Annotated in this window: 18 protein-coding genes; 9 read left to right on the plus strand and 9 right to left on the minus strand. The window is 66.6% G+C overall.

Going from position 1 to position 22,328, the window contains the following annotated elements:
- Nucleotides 1–14 precede the first annotated feature (14 nt).
- The 3 genes from ACQCS0_RS03875 to ACQCS0_RS03885 are packed head-to-tail and all read right to left on the minus strand — an operon-like array spanning nt 15 to nt 2,356.
- The gene (locus ACQCS0_RS03875; RefSeq protein WP_354154698.1) at nt 15–1,073 is read right to left on the minus strand and encodes a hydrogenase expression protein HypE; all 1,059 of its coding nucleotides are present in this window, start codon (nt 1,071–1,073) and stop codon (nt 15–17) included.
- Nucleotides 1,074–1,104: 31 nt separating this feature from the next.
- On the minus strand, nt 1,105–2,022 hold the full coding sequence (gene hypB, locus ACQCS0_RS03880; RefSeq protein WP_354154697.1) for a hydrogenase nickel incorporation protein HypB: 918 nt from the start codon (nt 2,020–2,022) through the stop codon (nt 1,105–1,107).
- 4 nt (nt 2,023–2,026) lie between these two features.
- Complete coding sequence (locus tag ACQCS0_RS03885; RefSeq protein ID WP_354154696.1) at nt 2,027–2,356, minus strand: hydrogenase maturation nickel metallochaperone HypA; 330 nt, start codon at nt 2,354–2,356, stop codon at nt 2,027–2,029.
- Nucleotides 2,357–2,496: 140 nt separating this feature from the next.
- Between ACQCS0_RS03885 and ACQCS0_RS03890 the strand changes: the two genes are divergently transcribed.
- Both ACQCS0_RS03890 and ACQCS0_RS03895 read left to right on the plus strand, forming a co-directional pair.
- Nucleotides 2,497–3,735 (plus strand): HoxN/HupN/NixA family nickel/cobalt transporter, encoded by a 1,239-nt coding sequence (locus ACQCS0_RS03890; RefSeq protein WP_354154695.1) that lies wholly within the window; start codon nt 2,497–2,499, stop codon nt 3,733–3,735.
- 83 nt (nt 3,736–3,818) lie between these two features.
- A complete protein-coding gene (locus ACQCS0_RS03895) occupies nt 3,819–4,124 on the plus strand; it encodes a hypothetical protein (protein WP_354154694.1) in 306 nt (101 codons plus the stop codon).
- Between the two features lies 1 nt (nt 4,125).
- On the opposite strand, the gene ACQCS0_RS03900 is transcribed toward ACQCS0_RS03895, so the two are convergent.
- Together ACQCS0_RS03900 and ACQCS0_RS03905 are read right to left on the minus strand one after the other, a co-directional pair.
- Nucleotides 4,126–4,749, minus strand: coding sequence for a VTT domain-containing protein (locus ACQCS0_RS03900; protein WP_354154693.1), 624 nt, complete (start codon nt 4,747–4,749; stop codon nt 4,126–4,128).
- A 140-nt stretch (nt 4,750–4,889) separates the two neighbouring features.
- A complete protein-coding gene (locus ACQCS0_RS03905; RefSeq protein WP_426940035.1) occupies nt 4,890–5,567 on the minus strand; it encodes a hypothetical protein in 678 nt (225 codons plus the stop codon).
- 371 nt (nt 5,568–5,938) lie between these two features.
- Here ACQCS0_RS03905 and ACQCS0_RS03910 point away from each other — a divergent pair, with 371 nt between their 5' ends.
- Nucleotides 5,939–6,472: an O-acetyl-ADP-ribose deacetylase gene (locus ACQCS0_RS03910; protein ID WP_354154691.1), complete on the plus strand. Its 534-nt coding sequence runs from the start codon at nt 5,939–5,941 to the stop codon at nt 6,470–6,472.
- Here ACQCS0_RS03910 and ACQCS0_RS03915 read toward each other — a convergent pair.
- Together ACQCS0_RS03915 and ACQCS0_RS03920 are read right to left on the minus strand one after the other, a co-directional pair.
- On the minus strand, nt 6,457–7,467 hold the full coding sequence (locus tag ACQCS0_RS03915) for an RluA family pseudouridine synthase (protein ID WP_354154788.1): 1,011 nt from the start codon (nt 7,465–7,467) through the stop codon (nt 6,457–6,459). The two genes, ACQCS0_RS03910 and ACQCS0_RS03915, sit on opposite strands and share 16 nt — an antisense overlap.
- A gap of 77 nt (nt 7,468–7,544) precedes the next feature.
- Nucleotides 7,545–9,047, minus strand: coding sequence for a PLP-dependent aminotransferase family protein (locus tag ACQCS0_RS03920; protein WP_354154690.1), 1,503 nt, complete (start codon nt 9,045–9,047; stop codon nt 7,545–7,547).
- 59 nt (nt 9,048–9,106) lie between these two features.
- Between ACQCS0_RS03920 and ACQCS0_RS03925 the strand changes: the two genes are divergently transcribed.
- The 6 genes from ACQCS0_RS03925 (at nt 9,107) to ACQCS0_RS03950 (ending at nt 15,871) form a co-directional block, all read left to right on the plus strand.
- Nucleotides 9,107–9,754: a hypothetical protein gene (locus tag ACQCS0_RS03925; protein ID WP_354154689.1), complete on the plus strand. Its 648-nt coding sequence runs from the start codon at nt 9,107–9,109 to the stop codon at nt 9,752–9,754.
- Between the two features lie 139 nt (nt 9,755–9,893).
- Nucleotides 9,894–10,913 (plus strand): LacI family DNA-binding transcriptional regulator, encoded by a 1,020-nt coding sequence (locus ACQCS0_RS03930; protein ID WP_354154688.1) that lies wholly within the window; start codon nt 9,894–9,896, stop codon nt 10,911–10,913.
- A 137-nt stretch (nt 10,914–11,050) separates the two neighbouring features.
- A complete protein-coding gene (locus tag ACQCS0_RS03935; RefSeq protein ID WP_354154687.1) occupies nt 11,051–12,340 on the plus strand; it encodes an extracellular solute-binding protein in 1,290 nt (429 codons plus the stop codon).
- A 93-nt stretch (nt 12,341–12,433) separates the two neighbouring features.
- Nucleotides 12,434–13,402 carry a sugar ABC transporter permease gene (locus tag ACQCS0_RS03940; protein ID WP_354154686.1) on the plus strand — a complete coding sequence of 323 codons (969 nt, stop codon included), beginning with the start codon at nt 12,434–12,436 and terminating at the stop codon, nt 13,400–13,402.
- A gap of 37 nt (nt 13,403–13,439) precedes the next feature.
- Nucleotides 13,440–14,282, plus strand: coding sequence for a carbohydrate ABC transporter permease (locus ACQCS0_RS03945; RefSeq protein ID WP_282330050.1), 843 nt, complete (start codon nt 13,440–13,442; stop codon nt 14,280–14,282).
- 50 nt (nt 14,283–14,332) lie between these two features.
- A complete protein-coding gene (locus ACQCS0_RS03950) occupies nt 14,333–15,871 on the plus strand; it encodes a glycoside hydrolase family 32 protein (protein ID WP_354154685.1) in 1,539 nt (512 codons plus the stop codon).
- A 71-nt stretch (nt 15,872–15,942) separates the two neighbouring features.
- Here the strand turns inward: ACQCS0_RS03950 and ACQCS0_RS03955 are convergent, their stop codons facing one another.
- Together ACQCS0_RS03955 and ACQCS0_RS03960 are read right to left on the minus strand one after the other, a co-directional pair.
- Nucleotides 15,943–16,851 carry an Fpg/Nei family DNA glycosylase gene (locus ACQCS0_RS03955; RefSeq protein ID WP_354154684.1) on the minus strand — a complete coding sequence of 303 codons (909 nt, stop codon included), beginning with the start codon at nt 16,849–16,851 and terminating at the stop codon, nt 15,943–15,945.
- Nucleotides 16,844–21,889 (minus strand): ATP-dependent helicase, encoded by a 5,046-nt coding sequence (locus ACQCS0_RS03960; RefSeq protein WP_354154683.1) that lies wholly within the window; start codon nt 21,887–21,889, stop codon nt 16,844–16,846. Before ACQCS0_RS03960 ends, ACQCS0_RS03955 begins: the two co-directional genes overlap by 8 nt.
- Nucleotides 21,890–22,328 lie beyond the last annotated feature (439 nt).

Here is a 22,328-nt window from a genome sequence, read left to right on the forward strand (position 1 = left end):
GGAAGGGGGTGGATTTACCAGGTGCGCTGTGCGCCGGTCAGCAGTTCGGTGCCGGGCCGGCGCCACTTGGGCTCCTGGTCCAGCGTGTGGGTGGTGATGCCGCGCAGCGCCCTGATGGCGGCGCCGTAAGGACGGATGGCGCTAGTGGAGAGCTTGCCGCCGGGTGGCTCGTCCATAAACGGCATGAACTTGTCCGGGAAGCCCGGCATGGTGCAGCCGATGCAGATGCCGCCCACGTTGGGGCAGCCGCCGATCCCGTTCATCCACCCGCGCTTGGGCACGTTGCACTTGACCACCGGACCCCAGCAGCCAAGTTTGACGATGCACTTGGGGGAGCCATACTCGGTGGCGAAGTCGCCCTGCTCGTAGTAGCCCGCCCGGTCACAGCCTTCGTGCACTGTCTTTCCGAACAGCCAGGTGGGCCGCAGCGCATCATCCAGCGGGATCATAGGGGCCTGGCCGGTAGCCTGGTACAGCAGGTAGGTCATGGTTTCGGAGAGGTTGTCCGGCTGGATGGGGCACCCGGGGACGCAGACGATCGGGATGCCGGCCTTGGACTTCCAGTCATAGCCGAGGTAGTCCGGGACGCCCATGGCGCCGGTGGGGTTTCCCGCCATCGCGTGGATGCCGCCGTACGTGGCACACGTGCCGGCCGCGATGATGGCCGTGGCTTTGGGCGCCAGCCGGTCCAGCCACTCGCTGGTGGTGATCGGCTGGCCGGTGGCCAGGTCGTTGCCGAACCCGCACCAGTAGCCGCCTGGATCGTGGAGTTTCTCGTTCGGGATAGAGCCCTCAACCACCAGGACGAACGGCTCCAACTCGCCGCGGTCTGCCTTGCGGAACCACTCCAGGAAGTCGTCCGCCCCTTCCTGGGGGCCGCATTCGAAATCGATCAGGGGCCAGTGCATGGCAATGCGGGGCAGGCCGGGCAAAGCGCCGAGCGCGATCTCCTCCACGCTGGGCTGGGTAGCCGCTGTCAGGGCGACGGAATCGCCGTCGCAGCTCAGCCCTGCGTTGATCCAGAGCACGTGAATCAGGGTTTCTTCGGCCCTGAGGGAAGTTTCGGTAGGCATCGTTGCCTCTTTCCGCGGCCCGTGAGGGGGCTCAGTGTGCGTCTGTCAGGGACTCTTCCAGAGACCCTGTCAAAGACCCTCCGCGGGTCTCTGTCCGGGAGGGGCGGCCGTCCAGCCAGTCATACCAGGCGGCGACGCCGTCGCCGGTAGTGGCCGAGAGGACCAGGAATTGTGCGTGAGCATTCAGGCGACGGATGCGGCGAACGCAGGCGTCGACGTCGAACTCGACGTAGGGGAGCAGGTCCGACTTGTTGATGATCACCAGGTCGGCCGCGAGGAACATGTGCGGGTACTTCTGCGGTTTGTCATCACCTTCCGTCACTGAGACGACTACTACTTTCGCTGCTTCGCCCAAGTCGAACAGGGCGGGGCAGACGAGGTTTCCCACGTTCTCGATAAACACGGTGGAACCCATCGGGGGAGCCAGCGCGTCGAGTCCGCGGCGGAGCATGTCGGCGTCCAGGTGGCAGCCCGCTCCGGTGTTGATCTGCACCACGGGCCGCCCGGTGGCCCGGATTCGGTCGGCATCGAGGGAGGTTTCCTGGTCCCCTTCAATGACGCCGGCCTCCAGCCTGCCGCCCAGCTCCGTGAGCGTCCGCACCAGGAGTGTGGTTTTGCCGGAGCCGGGGGAGCTCATCATGTTCAGCGCGCGGACCTTCCTCCCGGCGAGCCAGCCGCGGTTCCGTTCCGCGAGGAGATCGTTCTTGGCCAGCAGGTTCTGTTCCAGCGGGATGAGTTCCGGGGCGTGTATGTGGCCGTCGGTGTGGGGGTGGTCGTGCTCGTGGTCATGGCTGTGAGGGTGGCTATGGGTGTGCCCGTCGTGCGTGTGCGAATGCCCAGGTTCGTGGGAATGCTCATGTGCCTGCGCCCCCGGCACTTCCTGGCCCGGCACTTCCAGGGAGTACACCCTGGGGGCGGCTTCATCGCCGCAGCCGCACGTTGCGCACATGTCGCTACGCCACCTCCACCGAAACAAGGTTGAGTTCCCGCCCGCTGACCACTGCGACGTCGGCGCTCCCGCAGGGGCATAAAAGGAAGATGTCCGTCATTGCGAAGTCTGTACCGCACTCGCGGCAATGCCCTCGGGCCTGCGGCTCGTCGATCCGGAGCCGCGCCCCGGCCAGGGTGGTACCCGCTGAAGCCACATCAAAACAGAAACGGAGGGCGTCCGGAAGCACTCCCGCTAACGGCCCGATCCGAAGGTTGACACCCATGACTGCCTGGCCGCCGGTCCTGTCCAACACCGCGTCAATAAGGCTCTGTGCGATCGAGAGTTCGTGCATGGATACTGCCCCCTCTCTGCCCAAGATAGGCTCGTCGAGGCCATAAATCAACCTCAATATTTGACAGCTGCGCATGCATCGACTAAAGGCGTATAGTCATCCCAGTATTCTGCCATGACGCGGAAACCGGAGGCTCGGTAATGCAGCAACCGGAAGCTGGAGGCAACACGCCGCCGCAGGCCAGGACGGGCCGGTCCAGCAACATGCCCGGACGGTCCAGGAACGCACTGACCGGCTGGGAACGGGCATCGATCGGTGGAATGGCGGCCGTTGTGTTGCTCCTGCATGCTGTGGGCTGGGGCGTTCTTTTGGCTGTTGTTGCAGCGGAGATCCCTCCGGCGGGTTCCTCGGGCGTTTTTGGGGTCGGCCTCGGAGTTGCCGCCTATACGCTGGGGCTTCGCCACGCATTCGACGCGGACCACATCGCCGCCATCGACAACACCACCCGGAAACTTGCAGGCGACGGACACCTGGGCGACGGGCGCTCCGGCGGCGCCGGCATCGGGAAAGCCCGAACCGGGAAAGCCCGTACGGGACAGCCGGGCAACCACCGGCCCATGACTGTGGGCTTCTGGTTCTCTCTGGGCCACTCGAGCGTCGTTTTTGGCCTGTGCGCGTTGCTGGCGGCCGGAATCCGGAGCATGTCGGACCAGGGCGGGATGGTTTCCGGCGAAACCGAGGCGGGCCTGCAGATCTTCGGGACGGCAGTCTCCGGCGTCTTTCTTTACCTCATCGGCGTCCTGAACCTGATAATCCTCCTGGAGGTGCTTCGGTCGGCGCGGCGGCTGCGGTCCAGCCAGGACAACGGCGCCGGACTGGAAAACCAGCCTGCCCCCGGTGGCCTGATGACGCGGCTTTTCGGCCGGTTGACCGGGCTGATCACCAAGCCCCGGCAGATGTATGGCGTGGGACTGCTGTTCGGTTTGGGCTTTGATACCGCGACGGAGGTGAGCCTCCTGATCCTGGCTGCCGGGGCCGCCGCCTCGGCGCTGCCGTGGTACGCGATCCTCACGCTGCCGGTCCTCTTCGCGGCGGGCATGAGCCTGCTGGACTCGCTGGACGGCTGCCTCATGACTTTCGCGTACCGCTGGGCACTTTCCCGGCCGGTCCGCAGGATCTACTACAACGTGGTGGTGACCGGGCTGTCCGTGGCCGTTGCGCTGGGCGTCGGCTCCGTGCAGCTGATTTCCCTCCTGGTGGACAGCGCCGGAATCCGGTCCGGGCCGCTGGCTGTGATCGGCGGACTCGACCTGGCCGCAGTCGGCTACACAACCGTGGCGCTGTTCATTTTCACTTGGCTCCTTGCCTTGGGCGTGTGGCGCTTCGGCCATATCGAGGAGCGCTGGTCATTGCCCCTCCCGGAGAGCGGCCCCGAGTAGCAGGACCGGCGGCAGGGCCGGCGGCGGACTGGCCGGTGGCGGGACTGGCCGGGCCAGCGGACAGCCGGGATAGGGTTGAAGGCATGCCTTCGTTCCAGACGCGCTTAAAAATCACCGGACTGAAACCTGGCAACCCGCCGGAAGCCGTGATGGCCGCCGCCGTTGAGGCATTGGAGATCCGCCACCATGTGGAATCCAACCAGATCGAACTGGCCGCCGGCATCCCACAGCTGAATCTCCGCTTCCTCGTGGAGGCGACCGAATACAGCGGTGAGAACCAGCAGGCACGCGAATCGGCAGCGATGATGCGCGACGCCGTCGAACGCGTTGCGCTCACCGGCTCACTGACGGTGCTCCGCCGCAACCGCGGCCGCTGGGCGCCTGTTTAGCTCACTCGCCGGGGGCGGGCTCGTCCACGGGCGAGCGGGTGCCACGCCGGCGGGTGACGATGATGCCGACGACGACGCCGATCACCAGGCCCAGCACCACACCGATCAGCGAACTCGCCCAGAACGGCAGCTTGGTTGCCGATCCCGTGAAGTAGCCCAGGCCCACTAGCCAGCTGGCCCAGAGGACCGCGCCGAGGCCGGCGCACAGGCTGAAACCCCGGGCGGAGACATCGGCGATGCCCGAAGCGGCCGACGTCGCCAGCCGCCCGCCGGGGATGAAACGGGCGCCGATGATGGTCCCGTAGGTGGAGGAGCGGCCAGCCTTGGCGATGGCCTTATGGATGCCGGTATGGACTTTGCGGCCCCAGCGCCAGCGGTCCAGGACATGGCTGAGCCGGCGTTTGAAGAGCTGGAACACCACCATGTCACCAATCCAGGACGCTACCGCGCACAGTGCCCCCACCAGGAAGACGTTGGCCCGGCCGTCGGCGGAGAGGGCCCCGCCGGTGATCACCAACATTTCTGACGGGATGGGCGGGAAGATGGCATCGCCGAGGACCGTGGGGATGATCCAGAAGTAGATCGCCGCCCCCCAGCTGTCGGCATCGCCAAAGTCCATGGCCATAAAGTACCGCACTTTTGCGCGGCCGCACGGCCTGAGCTGGCCGCCGGCACGGACTTCCCCTCACTGGGTTCAGCGAGCGTCCCAGTACTACGCGTCCCAGTACTACGCGTCCCAGTACTACGCGCGCCAGTACACGGACCTCAGTACCCGGCGCCGATTTTCCGGCGGCGTGGCCGTGGGACTCCTCCGCGAACTTCCCTGGGAACATGGCTGAGGTGCCGTCCCGCGAGGAAATACCAGTACGGCCACGCGACCCACGCGACGGCGCCCACGGCAATTCCGGCCCCGCCGAGGCCCCAGCGGATCCAGGCAGGCGCCGGTTCCAAGGCCGTCAGCGCGGCCAATGGCAGCGCCACCACTAAGGCGCCGCCGATAAACTCTCCCAGCTTCGCGAGATCCCGTGGACAGCCGCCCGACTGGAGCAGTGACCGGTGGGCCAGCAGGAACCAGCCGGCCTGGACCACCATTGCCCCCACCGAGATGCCGGTGGATACATTGAAATCGAGCTTCTTCGCGACGAGGAGGAACGAGCTTGCCGATCCTGCGGCGCTGCCCGCGATCACCAGCCATTTGGCTGCCTCGGAGCCGGGTGTACGGCGCAGGCGCCGGTGGACCTGGACGATCACCGGGATGATCGTCAGCTGGAAGACGCCGCCGGTGGCATCGTTGATGGTGCCGAAGATGTAGGGTCCGTTCCTTGGCACCTCGATGGCGAACATGGCGCCCAATGTTGCCACGCCCACTACGCCTATGCCCGCGGACGCGTAGGCGAACTTGGCCGCCGTTCGATCGCCCGGGATTTCGATGAGGGTATCCATGATGCTTCCTCGCTCAGTCTGGATTCTCGCTCAGTGTGGATTCCGGCTCGCGCTGTTCCCGGCTGGCCACCGTCAGGGTATTGCTGCCGCGGCGCAACCGGCAGCCCCCCAGCAGGCTTAATTCCCAACCCATGCGAGAGCCAGCGTCATGCCTATCCCCTTCAATCGACCGGACAACACGCGATACCCCAGATAACTATCGTGGCACTGGGGCGCATCATGTCAAGGCAGTTAGTAAAGGGGGTTTTGCTGGGTTGCCTGCAGGCAATCTCCATCATTTCTTGCTCCTGCCCGGATGACTGGAGATCAGGCGTGCTGCTGCGGTTATGCGGGGCCTTTGAGCCGCACCTCCTAAGTGGGAAACTGGCGGCATGCGGATCACCATCCTCCAAGGCGATATCACCACCCGCACCGTTGACGCGATTGTGAACGCTGCAAATTCCACGCTGCTGGGCGGCGGCGGAGTGGATGGGGCCATCCACCGGGCCGCCGGACCCGAACTGCTGGCCGCCTGCCGGGCATTGCGCAACACGGATCTGCCGCACGGACTGGCTGTGGGTGCCGCCGTCGCCACCCCGGGTTTCCGGCTCCCGGCCCGGTGGGTCATCCACACCGTGGGGCCGAACCGTCGCGCCGGGCAGACCAACCGGGCGCTGCTGGTGTCCTGTTTCAGCGAAAGCCTGCGGCTGGCGGATTCGCTGGGCGCGGCTTGCCTCGCACTTCCCGCTGTGGGCGGGGGAGTCTACGGCTGGCACCGGCGCCAGGTGGCGGAGGCAGCGCACGACGCCGTTACGGGGTTTGGTGCCTCACATCCGGCCAGCGCGCTCGAGTTGGTGGAGTTTGTCCTGTTCGGCCCCGAGATGGAGCTTGCCTTCAGGACCGTGTTTGATCAACGCGGTGCTTGAGCAGCCTCGCTGAGGTGGAGCCCGCTGCGGTACTCCACGGGCTTTTTGCTGATGGGGTCCACAAAGCGGATGCCGCGGGCCAGGAGCTGCAGCGGTTTGGAGTAGTCGTCCGGAGCTTTGTCCAGGAGGTCCGGGTAAAACGCGTCGTTCACGATGCCCAGTCCCAACGAGGCCATGTGCACCCTCAATTGGTGCGTCTTTCCGGAGTGCGGCTCCAGCCGGTACCGCGCCAGGCACGGCGTAGTACCCGCGTCCGCGTGGATGCCAGGGGCTCGGGCACCAGCGTCGCAGGTGCCGGCGGCACCCACGGAAGCGCCGCCGTCGAACGTTTCCAGCCGTTCGATCCGGGTTTCCGCGTTCGGCTCGCCCTCGATGACTTCGGCCAGCAGGTAGCTGCGGGACTTGGTCATCCGGTTCCGGACCACCACGGGGAATTCGACGGCGGGGTGTCCGGCGGCGGGCTCCGCGGCGGACACACACTCGTATTCCTTCTGCACCTGCCGCTTCTCGAAGAGTACCTGGTAATTTCCGCGGGTTTCCGGGTTGGTGGACAGCAGCAGCACGCCGGCGGTCATCCTGTCCAGGCGGTGCATGGGGATCAGGTCCGGCAGGTTGAGCTGGTTCCGGAGCCGGACCAGGGCCGATTCCTGGATGTAGGTGCCGCCCGGGGTGGTGGGCAGGAAATGCGGTTTGTCCACCACGAGCAGGTGATCATCCTGGTGCAGGATGCTGATGTCCACCGGGATGCGGGTCTCCGGCGGCAATGAGCGGTAGTACCAGATGAAGGTGTGGTCCTCGAGCCGGGTGGCCCGGTCCAGGGCGACGCCGCCCTCGCCCACGATCTCGCCGGCGTCGAACCTGTCCTCGATGCCCTGCGGATCGATGTGGCCCCAGCGGTGCATCATGTAGTCCATCGCGGTTGTCCACGGCCCCTCGTCCGGGAGGCGCAGGCGGGTGGCGTTCACGCCGTCGCGCACGGGGAGGGGGGATTGCATCACCGGTCCATTCTACTTATTCCTGCCAGGCGCGTGGAGGACCCCGACGTCGGCGGCCGGCCCGGCGGGATGCGGTCTCAGGCGATCGCGACGGCGGGCAGTGCTGAAGGATGGCGCCGCAGCGTCGGGGCCGAGTCCAGCCTGTCCTGGGCGGCACGAAGTGCCAGTACCGCGGTTTCCAACTGATCCGACGGCAACGTGAACGGTACGCGGAGATAGTGCTCCAAAGCGCCACCAACGCCGAATCGGGGACCGGCGGCGAGGCGGAGGCCGAAGTCCGGAGCGATGACGGCAAGTGCAGTGCTGACCGGGGCCGGGAGGCGGCACCAGATGGACAGGCCGCCGTCGGGCCGTTCCGCCTGCCACGAGGGCAGATGCTCGGCGACCAATGACAAGAGGGCCTCACGGTTCTCGCGGAGCATGCCCAGGCGTGCCGGGAGCGGTTCGGTCAGGGAATTCACCAGATGGGCCGCAGCCAACTGTTCGACGACGGGTCCGCCCAGATCCAATGTGGTTCGTGCGGCGGCGAAGCGCTGGATCAGCGGCTCGACGGCGCGGATCCAGCCCGTCCGCAGGCCGGCCCAGTGCGACTTGCTGAGCGACCCGATCGAAACCACAGCCGGGCTGAAGGCAGCCATGGGAGTGGCCGCCTCTGCGTCGAGGTTCAGCTCCCGCAGGGTCTCATCCACCACCAGGACGGTGCCGGACGCCGCGGCGGCGCGGACAAGCCGGCGCCGCTGCGGATCCCGCATCAGCCGCCCCGTGGGGTTGTGGAAGTCGGGGACGACATAGGCCAGTGCCGGCCGCTGTTGCAGGGCAGAGTCCATTGCGTCCAGGTCCCAGCCTGAGGGTGGCCCCGCAGATGGTTGTCCTCGCGGCGCGGCCGGAGGCATCGCTACCGGCACCGGTCTGCAGCCTGCGGCCCGGATGGCATCGAGGGCATGGGGATAGCTGGGGTTCTCTACAAGTACCCTGTCTGCCCGGCCCGTGAGGGTGCGGAGGACAATGTTCAGGGCATGCTGCGCGCCGGAGGTGACCAGGATCTGCGCAGCGGCCGTCGGAACCCCGGCCGCGGAGTACCGCGCCGCAACCGCCTCCCGCAGGGCCTGGACACCAAGTGCGTCGTACCCGAATCCCGGAAGCAGGGCAGGAAGTTCTGTGAGCGCGGCGGCGAACGCCCGGTGGACGACTTCGCCGCTGGCAGGCAGCGAGGCATACGCCAGGTCAAGGAGTCCGTCTGGAACGGCCAGTCCAGGCCCGCCGCCGAGTCCTGGTCTTGTTGTCCGGACGGCCGCGTTGACCTCGGGCCCGGGGATGCCGGTCCTGCCCCGGCTGCCCTGGCCGCCCCGCAGAAGTCCTTGCTCCCGCAGCGAAGCATAGGCGGCCGTGACGGTGGTACGGCTGATGCCGAGGGCGGTAGCGAGGGAACGTTCACTTGGGAGGGCGACGTCGAGCGGAATCCGGCCGTCCAGGACCAGCAGGCGGACGACGTCGGACAACTCGCGGTACGCCGGGGCGGCGCCGGGATTCCACCGGCCGAGCAAGCGGGCGAGGGAACTGGGGGCAAGAGAGCCGGACATAGGGCCAGTATCTCAAACTGGCTATGGATTGCAAGGCCAGTTGCCGTCAGGATGGAGACATGATGACGCGCAGAATTCTCCAGCTCCTGATCGGCCTCGCCATGTACGGCATTTCCCTGGCGATGTTCATCCGGGCCGGGCTCGGGCTGGACCCGTGGGACGTGTTTCATCAGGGACTGGCCGGAAAGACGGGCCTGAGTATCGGCACTGTGGTGATCGTTGTCAGTTTCCTGGTCCTGCTGCTCTGGATCCCGCTCCGGCAGCGGCCGGGGTTCGGGACACTGAGCAATGCCGTGCTTGTGGGGGTCTTCGCGGATGTTGGCCTCGCGCTGATCCCGCAGATCACCCAACTAGGCGGACAGATCGGGATGCTCGGCGGCGCCGTGCTGCTCAACGGCGTCGCTTCGGCCTGCTACATCGGCGCCCGCTTCGGCCCCGGCGCCCGGGACGGGCTGATGACCGGCCTGGCCCGGCGCACCGGCTGGTCGGTGCGTACGTCCCGGACCGGGATCGAAGTCGTGGTCCTCGGCGCCGGCTGGCTGCTGGGTGGCTCGGTCGGCGTCGGGACCGTCCTCTACGCGCTGGCCATCGGCCCGCTGGTGCAACTGCTGCTGCCGCGGTTCATGGTGCCGGAAGGGCTGGTGCCCCAGGCCGCCGCTGCCGAACAGGAAGCGTCGCAACCGGTGGCCTCGGAACCGGGCGCATAGAACGAGGACACCTCGCCGGGTGTCGTTGACCCGGCCCGGCCTGGAAGCCGTTCGACTATAGGTCTTGACACTGCCAAAACGTTTTGTATAGAGTGTGAGCAACACAACAGCCAAAACGTTTTGTAAAGGAATGTCGAAGATGACAAGAGTCGGGATACGGGATGTGGCGAAGGCCGCCGGGGTTTCGGTCACTACCGTCTCCCACGCGCTCAACGACGTCGACGGCTCCCGGGTCAAAGCGGAAACACAGGACCACATCAGGGCGATCGCCAAAGACCTTGGCTATGCCCCCAACCGGCTCGCCAGCGGACTGCGCAACCAGCGCTCGCAGATTATCGGCCTGGTCAGTGACGAGATTGCCACCACCCCGTTCGCGGGTGACATGATCCGGGGGGCGCAGGACGCCGCCTACGAACGCGGCTACCTGCTCATGGTGGTCAACTCGGGCCTGGACCGGCGCCTGGAAGAGCACGAAATCCGGAGCCTGCAGCAACATCAGGTCGACGGGATTGTCTACGCCAAGATGTTCCACCAGCCGACGGAGGTTCCAGCTGGCCTGAAGGGCATCCCGACGGTCCTCTTGGACGGCACGTCGGGAAACCCGGAAGTTTCCTCGGTGGTGCCGGATGAGGTGGGGGCTGCGGAGGCCGCCGTCGAGGTACTGATCCAGGCCGGCCACCGCCGGATCGGGATGCTCAACAACGTCGACGACATTCCGGCAACGCATGGCCGCTACCAGGGCTACCGCAGCACATTGGAGCGCCACGGCCTGGCGTTCAATCCCCAATACCTGGCCACGGACCGCCCGGACGCCCGTGCCGGCCGGGAGCAGGCTTTGAAGATGCTTTCGACGGCGGAAGGTCCGACGGCCTTGTTTTGCTTCAGTGATCAGGTGGCCATGGGTGCTTACCAGGCCGCTGCGCAATTGGGTCTCCGGATTCCCGAGGACCTGTCCATCATCAGTGTGGACAACCTGGAGATCGTTGCGGGGGCCCTGTGGCCAGGGTTGACCACCATGGCGTTGCCGCACTACGACATGGGGCGTTGGGCAGTTACCCGGCTCCTTGACGACATCGCCACTCCTGGCCGTCCGCCGGAGCAGGAAGTACTAGCGTGCCCGCTCGTGTCCCGGGGGTCCGTCGGTCCGCCGCCGGGCTGACCCGGCGCCGAGTTCCGCCGCGAAATACCCAAATTTCAACCAAACCCAGCAGGGCTAAAAAAGGGGCGCGGCCGTTGCACCGGCCGCGCCCCCAGGATCCCTGCGCCCTCACCAATCATCAGAAAGGTTCACACGACATGAACAAGAAAGTCAGCCGGGTCCTGGTAGCCAGCGTAACGGCCGCCGCCCTCATCGGCACACTGGGTGCCTGCGGAAAAGGCAGCGCCTCCGCGTCCTCCGGGGATGCCAACGAAATCACCATGTGGACGCACAACGCCGGCAACGTCGAGGAACTCGGCGCCATCCAGAACATCGTGGATGCGTTCAACAAGGAGTCCGACGTCAAGGTCAAGGTCCAGGCCTTCCCGCAGGAGTCGTACAACGACTCCGTAGTGGCGGCCGCGTCCGCCGGCAACCTGCCGTGCATCGTGGACATCGACGGGCCGAATGTTCCCAACTGGGCCTGGGCCCAGTACCTGGCACCGCTCAAGCTGACCACCGACCTCAGCACGCACCTGCCCAGCACCGTCGCAAAGTGGGAAGGCGAGACCTACGCGGTGGGCTACTACGACGTCGCCCTGGCCATGATGGCCCGCGCCTCCGACCTGAAAGAAGCCGGAGTCCGGGTGGCAACCATCGAGCAGCCCTGGACCAAGGCAGAATTCGAGGACACCATGACCAAGCTGAAGGCCCTTGGAAAGTGGGACTACCCGCTGGACATGGGCACCGCCGGAACCGGTGAATGGCTGCCTTACGCCTATTCGCCGTTCCTGCAGTCCTTCGGCGGGGACCTCATCGACCGCAAGGACTACCAGTCTGCGGACGGCAAGCTCAATGGGGACGCAGCCGTCGCCTGGGCGGGCTGGTTCAAGGGATTGGCCGATCAGGGCTTTATGGCAACCAAGAGCGGCAAGGACAGCACCCAGGACTTCCTGAACAACAAGAGCGCCGTTCTCTACACCGGTTCCTGGGCTGCGGACAAGGCCCGCACCGCCCTCGGTGATGACCTCGTCGTAATGCCGACCGTTGACCTTGGCAAGGGCCCGAAGATCGGCGGCGCTTCCTGGCAGTGGGGCGTCACCACCGGCTGCGCCAACTCCCAGGCAGCGATGGACTACCTCTCCTTCTCCCTGAAGCCGGAAAACGTGGCCGCAGTGGCCACAGCGACTGGGACCATTCCCGCCAGCACCGAGGCCGCCGCGCTGATTCCCGCCTTCGCTGAGGGTGGCGTGAACCGCGACTTCCTGACCTACTCACGCGATTACGCCCTTATGCGGCCCGAGACCCCCGCGTACCCGATCATCGCCAACGAATTCGGCAAGGCAGTCCAGGACATCCTGGCCGGCGCCGACGCCAAATCCGCCCTGGACAAGGCCACAAAGTCCATTGACACCAACATCAAATCCAACGGCGGCTACAAGAACTAGCCAGCGCCTACGGTGCTGCGGGGGCGGGACGCTCCCGCCTCCGCAGCACCAGCCGCTGGGTTCACCCCCGCCGTTCCGTGTCTGGAGAATCTCATGGCCATTAGTCCACTTCCCACCCGTTCGCGGGCCAACCGCGCCGCTGACCGTGCCGCGTCCACGACGACGCCCGCTCCCACCCGTCGCCGGTCCCGCAACCTTCGCGAGCAGCTGCGCGGGTGGGGCATGATCGCCCCGGCCGCGATTCTGCTGCTCTTGTTTATCTTCCTGCCGGCGATCATCGGCTTCGGCCTGGCTTTCACGAACGCCCGGCTCATTTCGCCCCGTCCCGTCGAGTTCGTCGGAGTGGACAACTTTGCCCGGCTCTTCGCCGATCCCTCCTTCTGGCGGGCACTGCTGAACGTCGGGTACTTCGCCGTCGTCGTCGTCCCCGTCCAGTCCGCACTGGCCCTGGTCCTGGCGCTCCTGATCAACAAGAAGTTCCGCGGCGTGAACTTCTTCCGCACCGTCTACTTCCTGCCCGTTGTGACCTCCATGGTGGTGGTGTCCCTCCTGTGGCTCTTTATGTACAGCAAGGACGGGCTATTCAACGAAATCCTTAACAGGGTGACGTTCGGCCTCTTCGGCGGCATCGACTGGTTGAACGAAACCACAACGGCCATGCCGGCCATCATCATCCTGTCCATCTGGCAGGCTGCCGGATTCCATATGATCATCTGGCTCTCAGGGCTGCAAAGCATTTCCGGGGAGCTCTATGAAGCCTCGCAGCTGGACGGCACCAGCCGCTGGCAGCAGTTCAAATACGTGACGTGGCCGGGGCTGCGGCACACCCGCAGCCTGATCCTGGTGACGATCACCATCCAGGCCCTGGCACTGTTCGACCAGGTCAACGTCATGACCCAGGGCGGTCCGCTGGATTCCACCACAACCATTGTCTACGAGGCGGTCCAGGCCGGATTCAGGCAGCAGGACACCGCCTACGCGTCGGCGATTTCACTCGTCTTCTTCGCCGTCGTCCTGCTCATCTCAGTCGTACAGCGCCACCTGACCCGAGAAAAGGACTGATGTGAAAAACACACTCCGCCTCACCAATGCCGGAACCATGCTTGCGCGGATCCTTCTGGCCATCGCTGCAGTTTTTCCCATCGTCTTTATGCTGGTGTCATCGCTGAAGCCTGACACCCAGATCTTCGGCGACATGTCCTCTGTGGCCGCCTTCCTGCCGATCGGCAACATTTCGGTCGACAACTACACTGCGGTCTTTGACCGGGTTCCCGCGGCCAGGTTCCTGATCAACTCGATCGGCATCTCCGCCATCACAGTTGCCCTGGGCGTGGTCATCAACAGCATGTGTGCCTTCGGCCTCTCCCGCATGCAGGTCCGCGGCAAGCGGATCGTGTTCGGTGCCATCCTCGCCACCCTGATCGTGCCGTTCCAGACCCTCGCCCTGCCGCTGCTGTGGTGGGTCAACCAACTGCCCTGGCTCGAAATGAACGGCTTCAGCCTGGAACTCTCAAAGGGCTGGCTGGACACCTACCAGGTGCAGATCATCCCGTTCATTGCGAACGCATTCTCGATCTACCTGTACCACCAGTACTTCGAATCCATCCCGAAGGAATTGGACGAGGCAGCGCGGATCGACGGGGCGGGCTGGTTTAAAATCTACCGTCAGGTGGTTATGCCGCTCGCCGGTCCGGCGACAGCGACGGTCGCCATCCTGACCTTCCTGCCTGCCTGGAACTCATACCTCTGGCCGCTCATGGTGGTCCAGTCGGAGGAGCTCCGTCCCGTGATGGTCGGCATGCAGTACTTCTTCCAGCTCAACGTCTCCTGGGGCCAGGTCATGGCCTACGGCTCCCTGATCACCATTCCCGTGGTGGTGATGTTCATCGCCTTCCAGCGCTCGTTTATCAACAGCATCGCCTCCAGCGGCGTCAAGGGCTGACTCGGTCTTCCTCCTGCACCCCCCACAGAAAGCCACGAAAGTACCGAACAATGACCACACTTTCTGCTCCAGACAAACTCAACCAGGCCGTGGCCGCCGAATCTGCCGAAGTCTTACGTCCCGCCCTGCACTACACAGCGGACACCACCTGGCTCAATGACCCCAACGGCCTGATCTACCACGACGGGCTCTACCACCTGTACTACCAGAACAACCCGTCCGGCAACGCCTGGGGCAACATGTCCTGGGGTCATGCGACATCCACGGATCTGTGCACCTGGATCCAGCAGCCCGTAGCCATTGCATGCGACGATCAGGCCGACATTTTCTCCGGCAGCATCGTCTTCGACCGGCTCAACACCAGCGGTTTCGGTACCGGACAGGTGGCCCCGCTGGTGGCTGTGTACACCAGCGCCTTTAAGCCTGGATCGGGACTCGAAGGCCGTCAGGCCCAGTCGCTGGCGTACAGCCTGGACGGCGGCTACAGCTGGGAGAAGTACCGGCACAACCCGGTACTTGACCGCGAATCGACGGATTTCCGGGACCCCAAGGTATTCCGCTACGACGGCGACGCCGGAACCTACTGGGTCATGGTCGCCGTTGAGGCCCTTGACTACCAGGCGGTGCTGTACCGGTCGGACAACCTCAAAGACTGGGAGCTGCTGAGCACCTTCGGCCCGGCGAATGCCACCGGCGGAATCTGGGAATGCCCGGACCTGTTCGCCCTGCCGGTCGACGGTGACGAGGCCAGGACCAAATGGGTCCTGACAGTCAGCCTGAACCCGGGCGGCCCAAACGGGGGATCGGCGGGCCAGTACTTCGTGGGCGACTTCGACGGCGTCACCTTCACCTCGGAATCCACCGTCTCGGAAGGTCAGCACGAGAAGTCCCGACTGGCTGACTTCGACTGGCTGGACTGGGGCCGCGACTACTACGCAGCCGTGACGTTTGGCGACGTCCCTGACGGAAGAACACTCATGATGGCGTGGATGAGTAACTGGCAGTACGGCCACGGGATCCCGGCCTTCCCGTGGCGGAGCGCCATGGCGTTGCCGCGGGAGGTGTCCCTGCGCAGCGTCGGAGGTTCCTTGCGGCTGGTTCAGCAGCCTGCAGCGGAAGTGCTGGCCCTTCCTGCCTACGGACCGGTGTATAGCACCGGACCGGTTTCCATTTCTGAAGAATCGCGACTCCTTGACGGTGCGGCCGGTACGGTACAGCGGATCGATGCCCTCTTCACACCGGGAACAGCAGCTGAATTCGGCCTGATCGTCCGGGGCAAGGACGGACAGGGCACCAGGATCGGGATCCGTCCGCGCGATGGCAGGCTCACGGTGGATCGCCGGTCATCAGGGCAGACCGATTTCCACGAGACGTTTGCCTCGGTCGACGTCGCGCCGCTGGCGGCCAACAGCAGCAGCTACGAGCTGACGGTCTTCGTCGATGAGTGCTCCGTGGAGATTTTCGCCCAAGACGGCCAGGTGACCATGACGGAACTCATTTTTCCGGCAGAGGGAAGCACCGAAGTTTCCGTTTATGCGACGGGCGGCGCAGCCACAGCGACGTCGCTGACCGTCCGCCAGTTTGCCTGACCGCGGTGCCCTTGCGCACGACTAACCTCGCCGCCAGCGACGGCCTGCTTCGGCGGACGGTGCTGCGTCAGTCAGTGCGCGGAACCCGGCAGCGGCTGGCATTGGGGGCAGAAGTAGATGTCCCGTTCCTCGGTGCCCGTTCCTTTGGCGAGGACCCCGTGGCGCACCGGGGTCCGGCATTTAAGGCAGGCCTGGTGTTCGCGCCGGTAGACCCAGTAACCGGGCAATCCGGAGGTCCGGCCGACAGGTGTCCCGCGCGGGTTGAGTACGGTCACCCTGCGCCCTGGCCCCAGGTTGGCTTCCAGTAGGACCTTCGCGTCGGTGATCATGGCCGTGAGGTCCGGCACTGCGGACACCGGTGCGGCGGGGTGAACTCCGGAGAGAAAGCACGCTTCGCAGCGGTAGATATTGCCGATCCCAGCGAGGTTCCGCTGGTCCAGCAGCGCGACTCCGATCGGGACGTCGGGGTTGGCGCGGAGCCGGGCTTCGGCTTCTGCAAGGTCCCAGTCAGGCCCCAGCAGGTCGGGCCCGAGATGTCCCACCACAGTGTCCTCGTCCGAGGTGCGGACCACTTCGACGACTCCCAGCGAGAAACCCACGGCGTCCGCCGTGGCGGTCCGCAGTACGCACCGGGCCGTGAACCCCGGTTTCCGCCACCGGCCGCCCGGCGGATAGACCTGCCAGGCGCCCTCCATCTTCAGATGTGAGTGGATGGTCAGCCCCTCGTTTGCCCCGCCTGACCGGATTGGGCCGCCAGCGGCCAGGCTGCTGTCACCGGCCCGGCTGTCCGCGGCGCCGGCCGGGCGCCGGAGCCGCATCAGCAGGTGCTTGCCGCGCGGCACGACTTCGGTCACGGTCCAGCCGGCCAGGTTGAGCGTCGCGAAGCGCGGCACCCGGAAGTCCGAAGAGATGAGTTCCTGCCCCGCAAGGGCGGCATGCAACTGGGCGGTTGCCCGCCAGACGGAATCTCCCTCAGGCACGGATCCTCAATCCTTTCGGGGTGGAGTAGGCGCCCGCGTGGGCCAGAGCCGCGGCGACCGGTGTGTCCAGGATGCCGTGTCCGTTGACTTTTTCCATGATCAGCTTGTCCACCGCACGACGGGTCACGACGCCAACCAGGGCTTCTCCCGCGGCGGCAAGGATGTCGGAGTCGTCCGTGAATGCCAGCAGCGTCTTGCCGCCGCGTTCGACGTAGAGGACCAGAGCGCCGTCGACCAGCACCACGAGGGCACCGGCTTTCCGGCCCGGGCGGTGGCCGGTTCCTGCCTCGACGTCGAGGGCCGGCCACGGCAGGGCCGCACCGTAGGGGTTGGCGGGGTCAGTCGCCGCGAGGGCCAGCGCCACGGGATCGGGCCTGGACAGTTGGCTGTCCTCGGAGTAGGAGCGCAGCCGGTCGACGGTGGCGGGCACCGCGAACTGGGCAGCGCCGAGATGTTCGATGAAGTACCCCCGGCGGCAGCGGCCCGCTTCCTCCAACCGGGCCAGGACTTTATACATCAGGCCGAAGCCACCCAGGATGTTCTCCGCCATGACCGATCCGCGGGTCAGCACACCGTAGCGGTCCAGCAGTAATTCCGCGGTGGCCCGGGCATGGATGGTCGGGTCAAGCTCGGGGGCGGGTAACGCGGACCAGCGTCCGGCGGCCAGCGGGGGCGTGGGCAAACCTCCCCCGAGGGAGCCGTGGCGTCCGCCATCGAGTCCGGGCGACCCGAGCAGCCCGGTGCCGTGCGCCCTGCCCAAGCGGCTCAGCCTCGGCGCCCTGGCACGAGGTGCCCGCGCGGCCTGCCGGTGGGCGGTGTGCCCGCCGGCGATCATTGCCCGGACGGGGCCGAACGTGTCGCCGGTGATCCGGCCGGCCCATACGAGGTCCCACAGTGCGGACACGACGTCCTGATCGCCGAGCACGGCGTCCATTCCGCCGGCAATCTCCTTCAACTGCCGGTAGAAGTAGCCGCCGCCGTTGGTCTTCAGGTGCTCCAGCAGCCGCTGCTGGGCGTCCCCGGGCTCGTGGTCGATCAGAGGATTCAGTGTCAGCTCGGCAGAATCTGCCAGATGCAGGCTGATCCAGCCATCGTTCCCCGGCAGCGCCCCGGCGCCGGACCAGAGGACCTCCCCGGCGGCCATCAGTTCGTCCAGCATGGCCGGCTGATAGTCCGCCACGCGGCTGGCCAGGATCAGTGGTTCCCATGCTGACGCGGGGATGGGCACGCCGGAAAGCTGGTCGACGGCGGTGATAATTCCGTCGAGTCCGCGCAGGACCGACTGGCCCCGCTGGCTGCCCGGTGCGCGGACGTTTTGCCAGGCGGGGAGGAACCGGCCATAGGCGGCGGCGTCGACGGGCTCGACCTCGGCCCGCAGGGCTGCGAGTGAGCGGCGGCGAAGCTTGCGCAGCACCTCGGCGTCGCACCATTCGCTGGCTCCGGCGAGCGGCTGAGCGACGGCGGCGGGTGAGGGAATGACCGCCCCGGCGGCTCCGGCCCGGTCATCAGCGGTTGCAGCGGCCTCGTCCGTGACGGCCAGGTCCTCCGGCAGCGCGGAGTGCGGGCGGAACTCACCCTCGACCACGCGGCCGTCAGCTGCGAGCCGCTTCAGCGCAGTGCCCACGACGGCGACGCCGAGTCCGAGCCGGGCCGCCGCTTCGGCCGCGGTGAACGGCCCGTGGGTGCGGGCGTACCGGGAAACAAGATCACCCAGGGGGTCAGCGACAGGTTCGATAAACGCCAACGGCACGCCCATGGGCAGCGGAACACCGAGGGCATCACGCAGCCGGGCCGCATCCTCGACTGCGGCGTGGTGTTCGATGCCGCCGATGTTGACCTTGATGGCGCGGTTGGCCCGCAGCAACGCGGTCAGGTGCGCAGCAGCGTCGACGGGAGCTACCGCCGGCGCCGGAGCGCTCTCTGCGGTCACGGTCTCCAGCCTGGCGGCTACCTCGTCCGGGGCCAGCGGCCCGAGGAGGCGCAGCAGATCGGCGACGCCTTCCATGCCGCGTACCTTCCGGTCCGGCGCAAGCCGCTGCAGTTCCCGTTCCGTGGCGTCGATGACCTTGGCGTCGAGGAGCTCGCGCAACTCGACCCGGCCGAGGAGCTCGTTGAGCAGGGTCGAATCCAGCGCCAGCGCGGCGGCACGGCGCTCGGCAAGCGGCGAATCGCCCTCATACAGGAACTGGGCGACGTAGCCGAACAGCAAGGACTTCGCGAACGGTGAGGGCTGCTGGGTGGTGGTCTCCACGATCCGCAGTTCACGCCGTTCCACCGCGGCGGCGAGGTCCTTCAGCGCCGGCAGATCGTAGACGTCCTGCAGACACTCGCGCACGGTCTCGAGCACGATCGGGAAGGTCGGGTATTTCCGGGCGACGTCCAGCAGTTGGGCCGAGCGCTGGCGCTGCTGCCACAGAGGCTGCCGCTTCCCGGGGTTCTGCCGCGGCAGCAGCAGTGCCCGTGCGGCGCACTCACGGAACCGCGAGGCGAAGAGGGCGCTGCCGCCCACTTCCGCCGTCACGATCTGTTCCAGTTCCTCGGGATCGAAGAGGAACAGTTCCGCGCCGGGCGGCTCGTCCTCCATCATGGGCACCCGCAGGACGATGCCGTCGTCGGCAGCCATTGCGGAGCCGTCCAGCCCGTAGCGTTGCTGCAGCCGCTGGCCTACCGCGAGGGCCCAGGGAGCATGGACGGGCATACCGAAGGGGCTGTGCAGCACCACCCGCCAGTCACCGAGCTCATCGTGGAAGCGCTCGACGACGAGGGTTGTGTCGCTCGGGACCACCTCGGTGGCGAGTTTCTGCTCGGCCAGGTACTGGAGGAGGTTGTTGGCGGCGAAATCGTCCAGCCCGCTGGCCTTACAGCGTTCCGTGGCCGGCCCGACGTCGGACGCGGAGAGTTCACGGACGAACGCACCGAGGGCGCGGCCCAGATCGACGGGACGGCCCAGGGAGTCGCCCTTCCAGAAGGGAAGCTTGCCGGGCTGGCCGAAGGCGGGGGTGACCAGGACACGGTCGTGGGTGATGTCCTCGATCTTCCAGCTCGTCGCCCCGAGGGCGAAGACGTCCCCGACCCGTGATTCATAGACCATTTCCTCGTCGAGTTCGCCGACCCGTCGTCCGCCCTTGGCTGCGGCAGCGGCCGGGCTCGCGGCGCGTCCGTCGCCGCCCGCGGAGCCGGATCCTTCCACGTCGGTGCCAATGATGTAGACGCCGAACAGCCCGCGATCCGGAATCGTCCCGCCGGAAGTGACTGCGAGGCGCTGCGCGCCCGGGCGGCCTTCGATAGTGCCGGCGTTGCGGTCCCAGATGATCCGCGGACGCAGTTCGGCGAATTCGTCGGAAGGGTAGCGCCCGGCCAGCAGGTCCAGGGTGGCCTCGAACGCCGAGCGGGGGAGCGAAGCGAAGGGGGCGGAGCGCCGGACGGTCGCGAACCATTCCTCCACCTCGATCGCGCCGAGCGCGGTCGCGGCCACGGTCTGCTGGGCGAGGATGTCCAGGGGGTTGGCGGGGACGCTGAGCCGTTCGATCTTGCCGCCGAGCATCCGCTCGACCGTGATCGCGGTGTGCACGAGGTCCGCCCGGTGCTTGGGGAACAGGACGCCTTGGGAGATCTCGCCGACCTGGTGCCCGGCGCGGCCTACGCGCTGCAGGCCGCTGGCCACCGACGGCGGCGATTCGACCTGAACGACCAGGTCCACGGCGCCCATGTCGATGCCGAGCTCCAACGACGACGTGGCCACGACGCAGCGCAGCCGGCCGGACTTAAGGTCGTCCTCGATCAGGGCACGCTGGTCCTTGGATACCGATCCGTGGTGGGCGCGGGCCAGCACCGGATCGGCGCCGGCGGTACTGCCGGCCTGCGCCATCATGTGCGCCGGGGTGGCCGTCGACGTCAGCGCCAGCGCGGACCCGCCGGCCGTTCCCGCCCCGCCAGCCAGGCTGTCATCCTGCGGCGAATCCCATCCGCCACCGGCGGCCATGAGTTGGCGTTCAGCATAGATCTCGTTGAGCCGGGCCGTGAGCCGCTCGGAGAGCCGGCGCGAGTTGGCGAACACGATGGTGGACTGGTTGGCCAGCACCAGGTCCACGATCTTTTCCTCCACATGCGGCCAGATGGATGCCTGCGGCTGCAGGCCCGAGGCCGGGCCGGAATCGAATGCCCCCGCGGCGCCCTGGAGATCGGACATGTCCTCCACCGGCACGGAGACAGTCAGATCCCAGTTCTTCCGCGATACCGGCGCAACAATTTCCACCGGCGCCGAGCCGGCCAGGAACTGCGCCACGAGTTCCCGCGGCTCCACGGTCGCGGACAGGCCGATCCGCTGTGCCGGCTTGGGCAGCAGTGCATCCAGGCGTTCCAGCGAGACGGCGAGGTGGGCGCCGCGTTTGGTTCCGGCGACGGCGTGCACCTCATCAACGATGATGGTGTCCACCTCGGTGAGTGTCTCCCGGGCCTTGGACGTCAGCATCAGGAACAGGGACTCGGGTGTGGTGATGAGAATGTCCGGCGGGTGGCTGAGCAGCGCGCGCCGGTCAGCCGTCGTCGTATCCCCGGAGCGGACCCCGACGGTGATCAGGGGAGTAGGGAGGCCGAGTCGTTTGGCAGTCTGGGTTATCCCGATCAGGGGTGAGCGGAGGTTGCGTTCCACGTCAACGCCCAATGCCTTTAGGGGAGAGATATACAGGACGCGGGTCTTGCGTTTGGGCGCACGGGCGCGCACGCCCTTGACGGGCGCCCCGACTGTCCCCCCGGCTTCGCCCTTCACCGGTGGGGCATCCATGCCGGGCAATTCCGGGGCCGCAGCGAGCAGCCGGTCCAGTGCCCAGAGAAAGGCCGCGAGCGTTTTGCCTGAACCCGTGGGTGCCACCACCAGGGCGTGCGCACCGGACGAGATGGCGTTCCACGCGCCGGTCTGCGCCGGGGTTGGCTCCGAAAATGCCCCAAGGAACCAGTCCCGCGTGGACTGGCTGAACTGGTCCATTTGAGCGCCGGGGAGGACGTCCGGACCAGTTCCAAGCGGCTTGATCTCCTGCATGCCTCCATCATGCCCTAACCCACTGACCTGATTACCTGCGGGGGCAGACCGCCGGCAACCGTCCGGATCAGGCAGGTCCAAGCCTCTGCAGATCCTTGGTGGCTGGGCCTTCGAGGAGCTTGCGCCGTTCACCGTAGAGACCGCCACCGGTCGGCTGCAGTCGCGGATAACCGTTGCCTCTCCGGTGGCCGTTTGGGCAGCGTTCGAGCGCGTTGGCGGGGTTCGGTCAGTGGCCATCCTGCCCCAGTCGCTGGCCAGCTGGCCGGCCACGCTGGCGTTTACAGCCATGGCAGCCAGAGCGCCGGAGGGCGCGGTGACGCGGTGATGAATCGTATTTGCGCCAAAGGAGGGCATCAGATTGGTGACCTGGTAGTCCTGGGCTGATCACATGTGCGTGGGCACGGCGCCGGGAAAGTGCGCCAGGAGCCAGTCCAGCAGA

The sequence above is a fragment of the Pseudarthrobacter sp. S6 genome (assembly GCF_050156575.1).
Lineage (GTDB): Bacteria > Actinomycetota > Actinomycetes > Actinomycetales > Micrococcaceae > Arthrobacter.

Bases quoted from the DNA above. Each gene is read 5' to 3' on its own strand.
- ACQCS0_RS03925 (WP_354154689.1), top strand. From the start codon at position 9,107: ATGATGACGCGCAGAATTCTCCAGCTCCTGATCGGCCTCGCCATGTAC.
- hypB (WP_354154697.1), bottom strand. From the start codon at position 2,022: ATGTGCGCAACGTGCGGCTGCGGCGATGAAGCCGCCCCCAGGGTGTAC.
- ACQCS0_RS03910 (WP_354154691.1), top strand. From the start codon at position 5,939: ATGCGGATCACCATCCTCCAAGGCGATATCACCACCCGCACCGTTGAC.
- ACQCS0_RS03950 (WP_354154685.1), top strand. From the start codon at position 14,333: ATGACCACACTTTCTGCTCCAGACAAACTCAACCAGGCCGTGGCCGCC.
- ACQCS0_RS03875 (WP_354154698.1), bottom strand. From the start codon at position 1,073: ATGCCTACCGAAACTTCCCTCAGGGCCGAAGAAACCCTGATTCACGTG.
- ACQCS0_RS03885 (WP_354154696.1), bottom strand. From the start codon at position 2,356: ATGCACGAACTCTCGATCGCACAGAGCCTTATTGACGCGGTGTTGGAC.
- ACQCS0_RS03940 (WP_354154686.1), top strand. From the start codon at position 12,434: ATGGCCATTAGTCCACTTCCCACCCGTTCGCGGGCCAACCGCGCCGCT.
- ACQCS0_RS03895 (WP_354154694.1), top strand. From the start codon at position 3,819: ATGCCTTCGTTCCAGACGCGCTTAAAAATCACCGGACTGAAACCTGGC.
- ACQCS0_RS03900 (WP_354154693.1), bottom strand. From the start codon at position 4,749: ATGGCCATGGACTTTGGCGATGCCGACAGCTGGGGGGCGGCGATCTAC.
- ACQCS0_RS03905 (WP_426940035.1), bottom strand. From the start codon at position 5,567: ATGGATACCCTCATCGAAATCCCGGGCGATCGAACGGCGGCCAAGTTC.
- ACQCS0_RS03945 (WP_282330050.1), top strand. From the start codon at position 13,440: ATGCTTGCGCGGATCCTTCTGGCCATCGCTGCAGTTTTTCCCATCGTC.
- ACQCS0_RS03915 (WP_354154788.1), bottom strand. From the start codon at position 7,467: ATGCAATCCCCCCTCCCCGTGCGCGACGGCGTGAACGCCACCCGCCTG.
- ACQCS0_RS03920 (WP_354154690.1), bottom strand. From the start codon at position 9,047: ATGTCCGGCTCTCTTGCCCCCAGTTCCCTCGCCCGCTTGCTCGGCCGG.
- ACQCS0_RS03960 (WP_354154683.1), bottom strand. From the start codon at position 21,889: ATGCAGGAGATCAAGCCGCTTGGAACTGGTCCGGACGTCCTCCCCGGC.
- ACQCS0_RS03930 (WP_354154688.1), top strand. From the start codon at position 9,894: ATGACAAGAGTCGGGATACGGGATGTGGCGAAGGCCGCCGGGGTTTCG.
- ACQCS0_RS03935 (WP_354154687.1), top strand. From the start codon at position 11,051: ATGAACAAGAAAGTCAGCCGGGTCCTGGTAGCCAGCGTAACGGCCGCC.
- ACQCS0_RS03890 (WP_354154695.1), top strand. From the start codon at position 2,497: ATGCAGCAACCGGAAGCTGGAGGCAACACGCCGCCGCAGGCCAGGACG.